This is a genomic window from Zobellia uliginosa (genome assembly GCF_018860745.1).
Classification (GTDB): domain Bacteria; phylum Bacteroidota; class Bacteroidia; order Flavobacteriales; family Flavobacteriaceae; genus Zobellia; species Zobellia uliginosa_B.
Map to the genome: position 1 here is coordinate 180,041 of NZ_JAHKPY010000002.1, position 15,293 is coordinate 195,333.

Below are 15,293 nucleotides of genomic sequence, written 5' to 3' on the forward strand. Positions count from 1 at the left end.
TTTTTTAACTATCCAATAGAGTAGGACAAAGGTAAAATGGAGGGCCACCAACTTACTTACACACATTTTCGAATCTTGTATACTTTTTGGGGAGATAGTGTCATATGTTCAACCTTGGAAGGTTGTTCATTACCATATCGTATTTTAAACTTTTGGTTTTCTTTTCCCTATTTTTCTAATTCGGACTTATTGATCCTGTTGCCCATTAGTAAAATGGAAGAATGGGTGGCCAACTATCCAAGCTGGCGTAATTTCATTCTAGAAAGTTACCATAATAGGCTTAGTGAATTATGGGAAACGCTGGACAGCATCGCATTTTTAAATATGGATGAACGTCTATTAAAATACCTGAAAAATAAATCCCCGGTTACGGGCAGTACTATCATTATCAGTACCCACCAGGAAATTGCTTATGAACTACACACTTCACGCGTAGTATTACCTAGGTTGCTTAAAAAACTTGAAAATATGGGTAAGGTAAAACTAAACCGGTACCACATAAAACTTGTGGAGTTGTAAAGTGGGGAGTGTAACGGTCTTGTGCTATATAGCGGTTGCAAAGATAGCAAATCTGACCGCATATCACTTGTTCTCAGGAGTGCTCATTATGGAATCATACGTTTTACTATTGGTTACGTAATTCAAATTCTTTTTTTGCAGCTTGTATTTCTTCATCAGTCTTTGTTCTTTGCAGAATCCATTTCACATCTTTGGATTTGAGAGAGGCTGTCGTAAATAGAAATTTTTTGGCCATGATATGCTCATTATTTTCACCATAATTTTGAATGGAAACAAGGTTGGCCTTTATGAAATTCCATCCTTTTTGAAATTGAATATCTGCACTCCTCTCAACTTCGAGACCGGTGCCATTAGGTGATTCTCGGATACATGTATCTTTATATTCAAGATCTCTGTCTATATACATCAAATAATACTTACTACCTACAATCTTGTCCCAGTTCTTTTTGTCAAGCATTCTTTCTTCGGAAACAGGAGATATATAAGCTACAGTAATGCCATATTTCTTTACGTAAATTGGCGGATATAGCTGAGAATATACATCATCGTATGGTGTTTTAAATAGCGGATTTCCCATCATGTCATATTCACCTTTTCCTTTACAGTTCATCATATTAAATTGACTCTCCAAATTAGAGCCCATATGATTATTACCAAGCTCCTTAATGTCATAATCTAGTAAGCTGAAATGAATTGCTCCTGTCTTATCAATGCTGCCAAGTGTAATTTCATCTCCATTTTTGGGCCATTGAACAAGTTCAAATCCTCCGTTGGCATAATCTAATTCTCCTTCAAATTGGTTTTCAATTTTAGGAAATGAAATTTTAGTTTGCAATTGTTTTGTCTTGCATGAATGAAATAAAATAATCGAGATAATTATTATTAGATTCATTTTCATATTCACAACTAAATATTTTATCATCTTATCTGTTTTTCATTCCTGAACGGTTAGTATATGAAACGTAGCGTGCAAATAGACGCTAACTTTTCGGATTATACACAAGCCGAATTTTTATGTTTTGTTCTTACTTTTTTATTTTAAAAGCCAAATTTAAAAATTTGGTGACTTTACAGATACACACAAACCTCTCGTAAAGCCTATAATAGCTATGTTTTATATACATTGTTAGCTATAGTGTTTTATTCAGTCAGCTTTAATTCATATCGAACATAATGTATACTTTTTATTGGCTTTCCACCTTTTAAAGCAGGTTCAAATTTTAGTTCAGACATACTTGATTTTACTTGCTCATCTAACCACATATTGCTTGCAACAGCAAATTTTATGTCCTCGACACTCCCTTTTTCATTAACAAATAAATAGTAACCATAAGATAATGTATGGTCATCACCATATCCATCAAAAATTGATTTTTCCGCCTTAAATTTTTTAGCTATTATTTGGTCATTTATTGGTGTTGGTTGATTGTCAGGAAGTACATAATCCTCATAGTCTTTATAACACCCATCGCATATTTTTGAAATAACATTTGTTTTGACTTTTGGATTTGTAAACTTTGGAAATTTTTTAGATGAAATAGCTTTGCCATTTTCATAAACAGTTTCTTGTTCTAAATTTCCGTTATCATAATAACTTCTTGTAATACCGTTTTCTTTCCCTTCTTTAAATTCTTGTTCTAAACTTACTAAACCTTTTCTGATAGTTCTTGATTTACCATCTCTGAGGTAATTTTTGTATTTAGTCTCGTATATGGTTGTGCTATTAAATGAATTCCATTCGTTTATATAAAGTCCTGTTCCGTTTATCAAAGTTTGCTCTCCTTTTTCATTCCAATAGTTTTCAAAATAGACTTGACCTTCTTTAAAATCTGCTTCCAGTTTTTTACTTCCATCTTTCCAAAATTTCAGCCATTTTCCAGTCCTTGTAGTATTATCAATGAAATTCGATTGCTCTGCAAGTTGCCCATTATCATACCACTCTTTTGATTCGCCAAAGTTTTGGTTGCCATCAGCTTTTTTTGTTTCTAATTTTTTCTGAGCTCCATTTTCATAGAACCATTTATGTATTAGAACTTCATTAGGTTTATCCTTTACAACCTTATATTTTAGTGTTCCATTTTCGAAAAATTCTTCTCGCTCTCCAGTTTGTTCTCCTTCTTTGTATTCTATTCGTTCTTTTAGCTTTCCGTTTTCATAAAAGGATTTGAATTCTCCATTTATTACACCTTGTTCAAGGAAAAACTCTTCTTTAACTTTTTTGTCAGGATAAAAGGTCTTGCATAATCCAGTAAAAGTCAGGTCAAATTCTTTTCCATCTTCGTCAAGACATATTTCGTTTGGGTTTTTACGAATGTAAGATTCAATTAAGGACATTGTCTCTTCATTCATTTCATAATACTTGTCATCAAGCAAAGACATTTCGTCAAGTCTATCATAAAGGTCGCTCCCGAACAAATCACTTTCTTGAGCTTTGTCCATTAGTTTTTTGTTTTTCTGATAGATTTTATCCGCTTTCTTGACAAGGTTGGCCATTTCAGTATCTCCAATATGTTCCAAGCCTTTAATTATTGTAGGAATATAAGGTCCGTAACCATTGTAATAGAATTGTACAAATCCACCATTTGTAACTTGAGCATCTAAATACCACCAATAATAAAGTGCTTTCTGTCCGTACGATAAAGATTTTCCACGTTCAATTTCGTGTTCCTTGTCCTTTATAAATTTCGATATTGGTTCAAGGACGAACCAACCAAAATCAAAACCGTTTAATTTGAAGAATTCACCTTTATTCAGTTCAGGACGAAAATGTTCGGTTTTATTAAATTCCCAATAAGGGTCATTTTCGTTTTGGGCTTTGCAACCGAACAGATTTAATAAGTTCATAATTATTATTGAAATAGTAAGTATTCTTTTCATTCGCGATGTTTCTTCAACATTATAGCTAACGTACGGATATGCGGACAATTACGCATATTTCTCAATATTGGGGTATAAACGTACTTTTTCAGGTATGTTTATTTTGGTAATACCTGCAATATAAATATTTACGTCTTTAAATTCTTACAGAATGGCGGAATAGATATTAAAATGTTTACTTGATACGTAAATGAATTCTTTAAATTCGCGTTCTTTTTTGTAGTAGTACCAACTCAAATATTGGAATTTCTTAGAGGTGTGGGCGAGCCAAAAAGCCTTAAAAATGGTTATAGAAGTTTAGTTTACATTTTTACCTTTAGGTAAACGGATAATAAACGCAGTACCTTGCCCCAGTTCACTTTCAATTTTAATTGAGCCCTCTAGCTTTTCAACCAATGTTTTAATAATAGCTAAGCCCAATCCATGGGAACTTTCCCCATCGGTTGGTCGTGCGGAGAGTTTTTGAAACATTTTAAATGCTTTATTTTTATCAGCTTCAGACATGCCGGGGCCATAATCTTTAAATGAAATCATTATGGAGTCGTTACTGGATTTTACGGATAGGTCAATTTTATTTCCTTTGTTTGAAAACTTAATTGCGTTGGTCATTAAATTATCAAAAATGCGGGTAACCAATTTTTGGTCCGAATGAATTAGGAGTGGTTTTTTATCAATAAACTTCCTCAGTTCTTGATTTTTTTCATCTAACCTGCTTATATAGCTTTTTTCCCATTCTTCTATAAATTCAGAAAGCTCTATATCCTTTAATTCAATTGTTTTTTCAGGGTGATTAACATTGCTCATAAAGAGCAAATTTGTGATTAAGCTATTGCCATTTCTAACAGATTTATGAATGTACCCAATGTATGTTTTTTGTTCATCATCTAAGTTCTCATTACTTTCTATAAGCTGACTAAGACCTTGAATGTTATTAAGAGGACCTCTAAGGTCATGAGCCATAATCCCAATGATTCCGTCCTTTTCTCTATCTAGTTCCTCTAGTTTTTTGTTGTTCTCTACTAGTTCCTTAGTTTGTTTAGAGACCTCTTTTTTAAGCAAAGCTTCTGCTTTTTTCAATCTGTCAACCCGCAAATAATAGACTGTAAAAAGGAATCCGATCAATAATAAAACAACAAGTAGTCTAAACCACAGTGTTTTCCAAAAAGGTGGTTTTATGTTAATAGTCAATAATGTTTCTTGTTCATTCCAAACCCCTTCATTATTGGAGCCTTTAATTTTTAAAACATATGTTTTTGGATCTAAATTGGTAAAAGTAAGATCATGTTTATTGCCATGCGCAATCCAGTTATCATTAAATCCTTCTAATTTGTATTTGTATGCATTATTCTGGGAATTTGTAAATTCTAAAGCAGAAAATTTAAATTTTAAATTGTTTTGATTATGGGATAGGTCTATTGAATCCAATTCGGAAATGGTTTTGCCAAATCTTATAGATTCATTGTTAACTTTAATGTTCGTAAAAACTACGTTAGGGATGTGAGGATTACTTTTAATATCCTTTGGGTTGAAAATTGTAAATCCAGATGTGCCTCCTACTAATAAATTACCATCCAAGCCTTGAGCATGCCCTCCCATATCCAGTATATTGTTTCCGGGTATGGCAATATTTTTGAATTGCATGGTGAGCGGCTTTATTTTAGACAATCCATTTGGGGTTGTCACCCAAATATTACCATCAACGCCGTGTAGAATCCCAAATATGATGTTACTAGGAAGGCCATCGGCTACGGTATATTGCTCAAATTTTTCAGAGTCGGGGTCAAATATTGCTAAGCCACTTCTGGTTCCGATCCATATGCTATTGTTGCTATCACGATACAAGGAACGAACTTTATTTCCAACAATGCAGTTTTCACAATCTTCCTTATTTTCCCATAATTTAAATTCAAAAGTATGGGTGTTGAGCAGAATTAACCCTCCGTCTGTACCTATCCATATTTCTGAGTTGGAAGATTTTAGTACACAATAGGCCGTTAAGCTCGTTAAGATTTTATTGGGCTTATCTTTTGAGTAGATACTCTTAATTTCATTTGTAATTGTATTGTAGGTAACCATACCAGCTCCTACAGTTCCAATTAATAGTATATTATCTTCCGTTTCATGTATGCTTTGTACGTGTCCTATTCTATTTGCTAATCTGTTTTTTACAAAACCCGATTCTAGGATAAATCTATCTTGCTTTGGATTGTATTTATAGAGGCCACCACTTTGCGTGCCTACCCATATGTCATTATTTTTTGAACGTTCAATAACACGTATTCTCGGAATATTAACATCACCTCTGTAATTAAAATCCTTTATATAATTTCTATATAGCTTGGTTTTTGGGTTGAACCGGCTTAGACCATTGTTGGTTCCTACCCATATAGTACCGTCTAAATCTTGCAACATTGCCCGTACGCCATTATGGACCAATGAATTACTATTATGGTTGTCTTTTTCCCAATGACTGAAGTTTAGGTTTTTTAAGTCAAATTTGTTTAAGCCGTTTCCTGTGGTAGCCATCCAGATATTTTTGGATTTATCCACAATGACATCCTCTACGGAGTTACTTCCTATTTTGTATGCAGAATTTCCATCGGACTTATATATTTTTATCTCGTGGGTCTCTATGTTGTAATTCAATAAGCCGCTACCATTTGTAGATAACCAAATACTACCATTATGGTCATTATAAATCTTCCATATACACATTTTGTTAATGGAATATGTATCGGTTACATCCAGTGGTATTTTTTTGAATGGTTTAGTGTGTGTGTCCAATACAGTTAAACCATTGTCCGTACCTACCCAAAGCACGCCGTTTAAATAATATATATCATTTATAAATTCTGAAGGAAGTGCATTTTCATTGGAAGCGCTCAAAGGAGTTTTAGTGAATTTACCAGTTGATGGGATGAAGTAGTAAAGTCCTTGAAACTCGTCCCCCACCCAAAGATTGCCTTTGTCATCTTCAGCCAAGGATTTTACGGAATAGTCACAATTTTGACATGCTTTAGGCTGTTTCCAATGCTGAAAGGTCTGATTGGAACGATTTAGTAAATTCAATCCATTTTTTGTGGCAATCCAAAGTCTTGATTTACTATCCTCGTATATTCTGTGTACTACGTCGCTACTGATAGAAGTGGAATCATTTTTTTTATGGGTAAATCTAGTTATAGCGCCCGTAGTTGTATTGTACAGGTTTAGGCCGCCACCTTCTGTGCCAATCCATATATTGCCATTAGAATCTTCTAATAGACTGGTAATCCAATTTTCTGATATAGTGTTGCTATTCTTCGGGTTGTACTTGAATATTTTAGGTTTGTAACCATCGTATCGGTTTAATCCATTGTTCGTGCCAATCCAAATAAAACCTTTAGAGTCTTCAATAAGACAAGTAGGGTAATTTGAGGAAAGCCCTTTTTCAATATCAATTTTCTCTAAAAACTGATTATCAGACTGAGCGTTAACTCCTAAAATAAAAAGGAGAAATAACGCTGAAGTTAATAATACATTCGTGAGAGAACATTGCATTTGTTAGTTGTTTTTCTATGTAATCATCGTCAATAAAATCTATTACAAAAATTAAAACTGCTTTTTTATCAGGTCAGTACTAGTATTTTTTGCCACGAGCTATTTTTCTATTTTTAGAAAGTAAGGTTGCTATTTTAAAGTATTTATTTTTGAATAAACTAGATTTTGCTTTATGAGTTAATCTATATCTCATGTACTAGCCTTTAAATCTTACTTCAACTTCTTTATCATGTAAAAGCAAGTGTACCGGTATACTGGTATATGTTTAGCCTATACTTGCAATATAAATATTTAAGTATCTAAATTCTTACAAAATAGTGTAATATTTTATAAAAGACTTTGTTCTAGGACGTATGTACAACAGTTATCATACCATGCAACGCTGCAAAACCAAATCTTTTTTGTAACAAAAGTTGCTGTGAGCGCTTTACGAAATATTGAAATTTACAGTATTAAAGTTGAAGATTCCTGTGCAGTTCCAATTCTTTGGACTCACGCTATACTACATAAGCTTTTACTTAAAAAATAGAATCAAAATGTCTAAAATTGTAATACTGGGAGCAGGAATAGCGGGTCATGTGGCCGCTACTCACCTAAGGAGAAAGTTGTCAAAAGAACATGAAGTGGTCGTTGTTTCTCCTAACGGAAATTACCAATGGATACCTTCTAATATATGGGTAGGTGTGGGTAGGATGAAATCGGAAGATATTCTTTTTCCCCTAACACCATTATATAAGAAAAAAGGCATTGACTTCAAAAGGGCCAAGGTGACCACTTTTCATCCAGAAGGAGATACCGAAACTTTAAAACCTTATGTAAACATACAGTACGTTCTTAAGGAAGATCAGGGCAGGACGGAAAAAGTAACCTACGACTATTTAATTAATGCAACAGGTCCAAAATTGGCTTTTGATCAAACAGAAGGGCTTTTGCCCGCAACCAATAAGACCTATTCAGTTTGTACCTATACCCATGCAGAGCATGCATGGCAAGGATTGGACGAACTCATTCAAAGAATGAAGAAGGGAGAAAAAGTAAAAATATTAATAGGTACGGGCCATGCCAAGGCAACATGCCAAGGAGCTGCTTTTGAGTATATTTTAAATGTGGAAAAAGAACTTCACAAACATAATGTACGGGATATGGCTGAAATTACTTGGATTTCCAACGAATATCAATTGGGCGATTTTGGTATGGATGGCGTTTTGTTAAGCTATGGCAGCAACATTATGAAGTCTAGCGAAATGGTGGAAATGGTTTTTGAAGACCGAGGAATAAAATGGATTCTAGGGGCTGGAGTAAATAAAATTGAAGATGGCATAGCCCACTATGAAAATTTGGAGGGCGAGCAAAAATCCGAAACCTATGATTTTGCTATGCTGATTCCTGCTTTTTCAGGTCATGGGTTCAAGGCTTACGATAAAAATAATGTAGAGATTACGGATAAGCTTTTTAAAGGCTTTATGCTGGTAGATGCAGATTACACGCCAAAACCTTATGAAAATTGGAGCGTGCAAGATTGGCCGGAAACGTATCAGAATCCGTCATATAAAAATATATTCGCACCAGGTATTGCCTTTGCGCCACCACATGCCATTTCCAAACCAAGGGTAAGTAAAAACGGTACATCTATTTCTCCGGCACCACCACGTACGGGAATGCCATCCGGAATTACGGCCAAGTTGGTTGCGGATAATATTATAGATGTTATTAAAGGAAAAAAAGAATTACGGCACAAAGGATCTATGGGTAATATGGGTGCGGCATGTATTGCATCTGCAGGGTATGGTATGACCCAAGGAAGCGGAATAAGCATTACCACCTTCCCAATTGTACCCGATTTTGAAAAGTACCCGGATACCCACGGCAGAAAATTGGGCAAGACTTTTGGAGAAATTGGCCTAGCTGGCCACTGGCTGAAACTAGCCTTGCATTATGCTTTTATGTATAAGGCCAAAATGAAACCGTTCTGGTGGCTCATTCCTGAATAGAAATTAGGAGAGAAGGTATTTATTATTGGCAAGTGATTTAATTACAAATAGAAAAAGATGAAAAGAATATCAAAATCAAAACGATTCATTATGAGGAATCCCATTATTCAGTTCTTCAAGTTCATTTGGTTGAGTTTAAAGATATTGATTGTTGTGGCCGGAGGCCATGGTGGCACCCGAAAAACAACATCCTAATGACAAGAAAAATAGTTTGGCTTACAGTGCTTGGCATTGCTGTGGGGGCAATTTCCGAGTATATATATTATTCGGAAATTGGTTGTGTTTCTGGCACTTGTGCCATCACTTCAAAACCTTTGAACAGCACATTATACGGGGCTCTAATGGGAGGATTAGTATTTATTATGTTCATAAAATCTCCTAAGAAATAAATAGGTTATTAATTAGAATCTATAGGTAGGTAAATGAAAGGCGCTTCGGTAAACGAAGGGTCTTTTTTTATTTGGAAAAATGGAGTAACGCATTACTTTTTTGAATGGTAACAATGGTTACTGTGGAGCATAAAAGCTGACTGTAATTTTGTAGAAAATTAAATAATGATGAAGTATATTTTTTGGATACTGATTTTTTTGGGAGGTTCCTTTTACGCACAAGCGCAAGAAACCATACTCATTTCAAAAGCCGAGGTTATTGCAAAGGCAAAAGAAAATAACAACACCCTTAAAATGGCGGAGCAGGATGTTCTGGCAGCTCTGGGTGACTATAAACAAACCAATGCTACGCTGTTGCCCAATATTGGAATTTCACATACGGGAATAGCAACCACCAACCCGTTAATGGCTTTTGGTTCGAAACTTAACCAGTCTATTTTGACTTCAGGTGATTTTGCTCCGGACTTGTTAAACAATCCTAGTCAGATTGAAGATTTTGCTACACGGGTGGAAGTACAGCAACCACTTATAAATTTTGATGGCATATTTCAACGAAAGGCGGCCAAGTCCAAATACAATGCTACCAGATTTCAATCGGAACGTACGCAGGAATATATGTCTTTGGAAATAGACAAGGCTTATATGCAACTGCAGTTGGCCTATAAAACGGTAGCGGTTTTAGAAAAAGCAAAAGAAGCTGCAGTAGAGAACAAACGTATTGCAGACAATAGTTTTAAGCAAGGATATTTACAGAAATCAGATGTTCTTGCCGTGCAAGTGCGGGTAGGGGAAATCGAAAACCAGTTGCAGTATGCCAAGAGTAATATTCAAAATGCTTCTAATTACCTATCAGTTTTAATGGATGATACCACGTATGCCATCTTACAACCCACAGATTCACTTACCGTAACGGTCAATGATTTAGGGCAACAAGAGTTTTCTGAAAACCGAGCGGATATTCAAGCTATGACTTCGGCAAGTGAAGCTTATCGCCAAATGAACAAGGCAGATAAAATGAGTTTTTTACCACGCTTGAATGCCTTTGGAACTTATGAACTTCATGATGATGAAATTTTTCAAGGAGCTTCCAACGGCTATTTGTTCGGTGCCGAGTTAAAATGGAATATCCTAGAAGGCGGCAAGCGCTTTGGAAAAGCACAGAAAAGTAAAGCGGAATACGAGAAATCAAAAATACAATTAGAGCAATATACAGCTGAAAGTCAGGTAGAGCTGAATAGGGCTAAACGTTCGCTCCAAGATGCCAAGAACAACTTGGAGCTTACGGCCCTTGCCCTAGAACAATCCAAAGAATCTTTGCGCATACGTACCAACCGTTTTCAACAAGGCTTGGAGAAAACAACGGATTTATTAATGGCCGAGACCCAATATGCGCAAAAGCAACTGGAATATTACAGCACTATTTTCCAACACAATTATGCCTTGGCTTACGTACAATTTTTGACCCGATAACAAACTACGAATACTTATTTACCTAGTACCTAATTCTAAAACGATGAGAAACAAAAATTATAGCATAGCAGCAGTTTTAACCTTAACACTTGCCTTGGCGAGCTGTGGCGGAAAAGAAACGAAAGCAGTCGCGGACAACTCTCCAGTAGTACCTGTTCAAGTACGTGCAGTTGCTGAAAATACAGAAAATTCATTTGTAACGGCCAGCGGAAAAATCGAGGCGGCCAAAAGTGCCAATATCAGTACCCGAATGATGGGGTATGTAGATAAGATTTACGTGAAAGTAGGGGATAAGGTAAAAAATGGCCAACTCTTATTGAGTGTAAATAATGCAGATGTTTCGGCAAAATTAGCTCAGGTAAATGCAGGAATTACGGAAGCCACAGCAGCCTATACCAATGCAGAGAAAGACTACCAACGCTTTACGAACTTGTTCAATGAGAATAGTGCTTCGCAAAAGGAATTGGATGATATAACCGCTAATTACAATATGGCCAAAGCCCGTTTGGAGAGCGCTAAACAAATGAAGAACGGTGTAAATGCCCAGATGGGGTATGCGAATATCCGCGCTCCTTTTAACGGAGTGGTTACCAGCAAATTTATAAGCGCGGGAGATATGGCCAACCCGGGAATGCCTTTGTTGGAGGTAGAATCGCCTGGGAAACATCAAGTTTTGGCTAGTGTGCCTGAATCCGAGATTTTGGAAATCCAACCCAATACAGAAGTAAGTGTACTCGTAAAATCCTTGGGTAAATCCGTAAAAGGAAAGGTAGTAGAAGTAAGTACGTCAGCAAAGAATACAGGTGGTCAATATCTGGTAAAAGTAATGTTGGAAGCTTCTGATGCCAAAATTTTATCCGGTATGTATGCTACGGTACAGTTTCCTGTGGAAAGAAAAGCAAATGCAACTGCGGTTATGATTCCTACGGAGGCTTTGGTTGAAAACGGACAATTAAGCGGTGTGTATACGGTAAGTGAAACCAACAAGGCTTTATTACGCTGGTTGCGTTTGGGACGTGTTTTTGGCGATAAGGTTGAAGTATTATCCGGCCTGTCCCAAGATGAAAAATACATTCTTTCCTCTGACGGAAAATTGTTCAACGGAGCAAAGGTTAGCATACAGTAAATAAGAATCAAAAGATAACGAGCGGTTGCGTTAGGGATTGCAACGGATACCCCACAGTGTTCTTGATCTGCTTACAGATAAAGAATGCGAGGAGTAGAAGTGAAAAGCCCGCCCGAACGCCCATATAAGATACAAAGCAATGAAAGAAGGATTAGCAGGTAAAATTGCCAAAATGTTCATAGGCAGCAAATTAACAGTGTTGTTAATGGTTGTTTTTATGGTCATTGGGGTGTACAGTTCGTTTTTGATTCCGAGGGAGGAAGAGCCCCAGATAGACGTGCCTATGGCCGATATTTTTGTTGGATATCCCGGGGCGAGTCCTACTGAGGTAGAGTCGCGCGTGATAAAGCCTTTGGAGAAATTGATATCGAATATCAAAGGCGTGGAGTATGTGTACTCCACTTCCATGAAGGAGCAGGGCATGGTGATCGTGCAGTTTTATGTGGGTGAGGATATTGAACGCTCGTTCGTGAAATTGTACAATGAAATCAATAAGCACATGGATGAAATGCCGCAAGGTGTAACGTTTCCGTTGGTAAAAACCAGGGCTATTGACGATGTACCTATGCTAGGGCTTACCCTGTGGAGCGAAAATTATGACGGCTACCAGTTAAGCCAAATGGCGCAGGAGCTAGAAAGTGAGATCAAGAAGGTAAATGATGTGGCGGTTACCCATAAAATTGGTAATCAAGATCGCCAGTTGCGTGTGGTTTTGGATAAGGATAAACTGGCTGCTAGCGGCTTGGATTTCTTATCGGTTTCTGAAATGATCAAGGCGAACAATGCGCAATTAAGTTCTGGAAGTTTTGATAAAAACGATACCGAATTTTTGGTGAATACAGGTAGTTTTCTGGCATCGGTAACCGATGTAGAGAATCTTGTGGTGGGTGTACAACAGAACCAACCCATTTATTTAAAGCAAATTGCCCGTATTATTGATGGTCCTGAAATTCCACAGAGTTATGTATCCTTAGGATTTGGCCAGGCGAGTGATAAGGTAACGGATTACAAATCTGAATACCCTGCGGTTACCATTTCGGTAGCTAAAAGAAAGGGTGCTGATGCGATGAAAATTGCCGATATCGTAATCGATAAGGTAGAGCATTTACGCAGTACATTGATTCCTGATGACGTACATGTAGAAATTACCAGAAACTATGGGGAAACGGCTTCACACAAAGTGTCTGAACTATTGTTACACCTTATAGGTTCTATCATAGCCGTAACCCTTGTGGTGATGTTGGCCATGGGCTGGCGTGGTGGTTTGGTGGTATTTTTATCCGTACCCATAACGTTTGCCTTAACACTATTGAGCTACTATATGCTGGATTATACCTTAAACCGAATTACGCTTTTTGCTTTGGTTTTCGTAACGGGTATTGTGGTAGATGACTCCATAATTATTGCCGAGAATATGCACCGGCATTTTAAGATGAAACGCCTGCCTTTTAAGCAAGCGGCATTGTATGCCATTAACGAGGTAGGTAATCCTACTATTCTAGCAACTTTTACGGTAATAGCCTCTGTGTTGCCTATGGCTTTTGTATCTGGGCTAATGGGGCCGTATATGGCTCCGATGCCTATTGGCGCATCTATTGCTATGATTTTGTCTTTGTTCGTGGCTTTGACAATCACACCTTATTTGGGCTATATTTTCTTAAGGGAAAAAGACAAAAAAGGACAAGTAGAGAAGCCACAAAAACCTTTGGAAGATACCTACATCTATAGGGTTTATAACAAATTTGAGCGTCCGCTTATTGAAAACAAAGGCAAACGTTGGATGTTTCTGGGATTAACTTTCTTGTTGCTCTTAGGGTCCATGGCCTTGTTCTTTACAGAATCGGTAGCCGTAAAAATGCTACCTTTTGATAACAAGAACGAATTTCAAGTGGTTATAGATATGCCCGAAGGCACTACACTTGAACGTACGGGAGTGGTAGCCCAAGAAATTGCGCAGTACCTCTCTACACGACCAGAAGTGGTGAACTATCAAAATTATGTGGGTACTTCAGCACCTATAACCTTTAACGGTTTGGTACGTCATTACGATTTGCGCGGTGGTAGTAATATGGCAGATATTCAAGTAAATCTTATTGGAAAAGACGAACGTTCTGCCCAGAGTCATGATATTGCAAAATTACTACGACCTGATATTCAGAAAATTGCGGCCAAATATAATGCCAACGTAAAATTGGTAGAAGTTCCACCGGGACCTCCGGTATTGTCTACTATTGTTGCTGAGGTTTACGGACCTGATTATGAGGAACAGATTAAAGTTGCTAACAGCGTTCAAAATATTTTAAAAAATACGGACGATGTAGTGGATATTGACTGGATGGTAGAAGCTGACCAAACCGAATTTCAATTTGAAATCGATAAGGAAAAAGCAATGTTATATGGTATTGCGCCGCAGCAAATTGCCTACACCATGAATATGGCATTATCCAATAGAGCGATAACTAATCTATACGATGCCGATGCGACCGACCAAGTAGGTCTGGTGTTGGCTTTGGACGAAAAGGAAAAATCTACTATTGCTGACATTTCGCAATTAAAAGTAACCTCTAAACAGGGGAATATGGTCTCTATATCTGACTTGGTACATATTACCGAGACAACAAGTGCCAAGAGTATCTATCGCAAAAACCAAAAAAGAGTGGTGTATGTAATGGCCGATATGGCAGGAGAATTGGAGAGTCCCGCATATGCTATTTTAGGAATGGAAGAAAAGCTAAAAGAGATAGCCCTCCCACAAGGATATTCCATTAGCGAAATGTATTTAGGTCAGCCGGAATTTGAAGATGATTATACCGTAAAATGGGATGGAGAATGGCAGATTACGTTAGAGGTATTTAGAGATTTGGGAATTGCCTTTTTAGGCGCCATAATTTTGATATATATCTTGATTGTAGGATGGTTTCAAAACTTTAAAGCCCCTATTGTAATGATGGTAGCCATACCCTTGTCGTTAATAGGAATTATTTTAGGCCATTGGATTATGGGTGCGTTCTTTACCGCCACTTCTTTTATTGGAATGATAGCGCTAGCGGGTATTATGGTGCGGAACTCCGTATTGCTGATCGATTTTATAAACTTACGTCTTGACGAGGGTGTTCCCTTAAAACAAGCAGCAATTGAAGCTGGTGCCGTACGTACAACCCCTATTTTGTTAACTGCGGGAACCGTGGTTATCGGAGCTTTTGTTATTTTATTCGATCCAATTTTTCAAGGTCTGGCAATTTCTTTAATGGGAGGGACAATTGTCTCTACCGTATTGACCTTGCTAGTGGTGCCTTTGGTCTATTATCTAATAGAGCGTAAGAATTACCCTGAAGTAAAAATAGAAGAAACAACAGATAAGATTGCGGACTAAAAGAAGATAAA

At 37.0% G+C, this 15,293-nt stretch carries 10 protein-coding genes; 7 read left to right on the forward strand and 3 right to left on the reverse strand.

The window, feature by feature from the left end; translation table 11 throughout:
* Positions 1 to 36 precede the first annotated feature (36 nt).
* Entirely contained in the window at positions 37 to 519 is a 483-nt protein-coding gene (locus KO521_RS01490) for a Crp/Fnr family transcriptional regulator (protein ID WP_215938141.1), read from the forward strand.
* Between the two features lie 106 nt (positions 520 to 625).
* Here KO521_RS01490 and KO521_RS01495 read toward each other — a convergent pair whose 3' ends face one another.
* The 3 genes from KO521_RS01495 to KO521_RS01505 all read right to left on the reverse strand — a co-directional run bounded on the left by KO521_RS01495 (position 626) and on the right by KO521_RS01505 (position 6,933).
* Entirely contained in the window at positions 626 to 1,354 is a 729-nt protein-coding gene (locus KO521_RS01495) for a hypothetical protein (protein WP_215938142.1), read from the reverse strand.
* A 305-nt stretch (positions 1,355 to 1,659) separates the two neighbouring features.
* Positions 1,660 to 3,396, reverse strand: coding sequence for a DMP19 family protein (locus KO521_RS01500; protein WP_215938143.1), 1,737 nt, complete (start codon positions 3,394 to 3,396; stop codon positions 1,660 to 1,662).
* A 297-nt stretch (positions 3,397 to 3,693) separates the two neighbouring features.
* Positions 3,694 to 6,933: a ligand-binding sensor domain-containing protein gene (locus tag KO521_RS01505; protein WP_215938144.1), complete on the reverse strand. Its 3,240-nt coding sequence runs from the start codon at positions 6,931 to 6,933 to the stop codon at positions 3,694 to 3,696.
* Between the two features lie 536 nt (positions 6,934 to 7,469).
* Between KO521_RS01505 and KO521_RS01510 the strand changes: the two genes are divergently transcribed.
* The 6 genes from KO521_RS01510 (at position 7,470) to KO521_RS01535 (ending at position 15,282) form a co-directional block, all read left to right on the forward strand.
* Positions 7,470 to 8,924, forward strand: coding sequence for an NAD(P)/FAD-dependent oxidoreductase (locus KO521_RS01510; protein ID WP_215938145.1), 1,455 nt, complete (start codon positions 7,470 to 7,472; stop codon positions 8,922 to 8,924).
* Positions 8,925 to 8,981: 57 nt separating this feature from the next.
* Complete coding sequence (locus KO521_RS01515; protein WP_194534311.1) at positions 8,982 to 9,119, forward strand: hypothetical protein; 138 nt, start codon at positions 8,982 to 8,984, stop codon at positions 9,117 to 9,119.
* Complete coding sequence (locus KO521_RS01520) at positions 9,119 to 9,313, forward strand: DUF6132 family protein (RefSeq protein ID WP_215938146.1); 195 nt, start codon at positions 9,119 to 9,121, stop codon at positions 9,311 to 9,313. Before KO521_RS01515 ends, KO521_RS01520 begins: the two co-directional genes overlap by 1 nt.
* 168 nt (positions 9,314 to 9,481) lie before the next feature.
* Positions 9,482 to 10,783 carry a TolC family protein gene (locus KO521_RS01525; RefSeq protein ID WP_215938565.1) on the forward strand — a complete coding sequence of 434 codons (1,302 nt, stop codon included), beginning with the start codon at positions 9,482 to 9,484 and terminating at the stop codon, positions 10,781 to 10,783.
* A 43-nt stretch (positions 10,784 to 10,826) separates the two neighbouring features.
* Entirely contained in the window at positions 10,827 to 11,909 is a 1,083-nt protein-coding gene (locus KO521_RS01530) for an efflux RND transporter periplasmic adaptor subunit (RefSeq protein WP_215938147.1), read from the forward strand.
* Positions 11,910 to 12,048: 139 nt separating this feature from the next.
* A complete protein-coding gene (locus KO521_RS01535) occupies positions 12,049 to 15,282 on the forward strand; it encodes an efflux RND transporter permease subunit (RefSeq protein ID WP_194534314.1) in 3,234 nt (1,077 codons plus the stop codon).
* The last annotated feature ends 11 nt before the right edge of the window (positions 15,283 to 15,293 follow it).

Excerpts from the sequence above, each read along its gene's own strand:
- KO521_RS01530 (WP_215938147.1), top strand. The coding sequence starts at position 10,827 with ATGAGAAACAAAAATTATAGCATAGCAGCAGTTTTAACCTTAACACTT.
- KO521_RS01515 (WP_194534311.1), top strand. The coding sequence starts at position 8,982 with ATGAAAAGAATATCAAAATCAAAACGATTCATTATGAGGAATCCCATT.
- KO521_RS01520 (WP_215938146.1), top strand. The coding sequence starts at position 9,119 with ATGACAAGAAAAATAGTTTGGCTTACAGTGCTTGGCATTGCTGTGGGG.
- KO521_RS01505 (WP_215938144.1), bottom strand. The coding sequence starts at position 6,933 with ATGCAATGTTCTCTCACGAATGTATTATTAACTTCAGCGTTATTTCTC.
- KO521_RS01510 (WP_215938145.1), top strand. The coding sequence starts at position 7,470 with ATGTCTAAAATTGTAATACTGGGAGCAGGAATAGCGGGTCATGTGGCC.
- KO521_RS01500 (WP_215938143.1), bottom strand. The coding sequence starts at position 3,396 with ATGAAAAGAATACTTACTATTTCAATAATAATTATGAACTTATTAAAT.
- KO521_RS01490 (WP_215938141.1), top strand. The coding sequence starts at position 37 with ATGGAGGGCCACCAACTTACTTACACACATTTTCGAATCTTGTATACT.
- KO521_RS01525 (WP_215938565.1), top strand. The coding sequence starts at position 9,482 with ATGAAGTATATTTTTTGGATACTGATTTTTTTGGGAGGTTCCTTTTAC.
- KO521_RS01535 (WP_194534314.1), top strand. The coding sequence starts at position 12,049 with ATGAAAGAAGGATTAGCAGGTAAAATTGCCAAAATGTTCATAGGCAGC.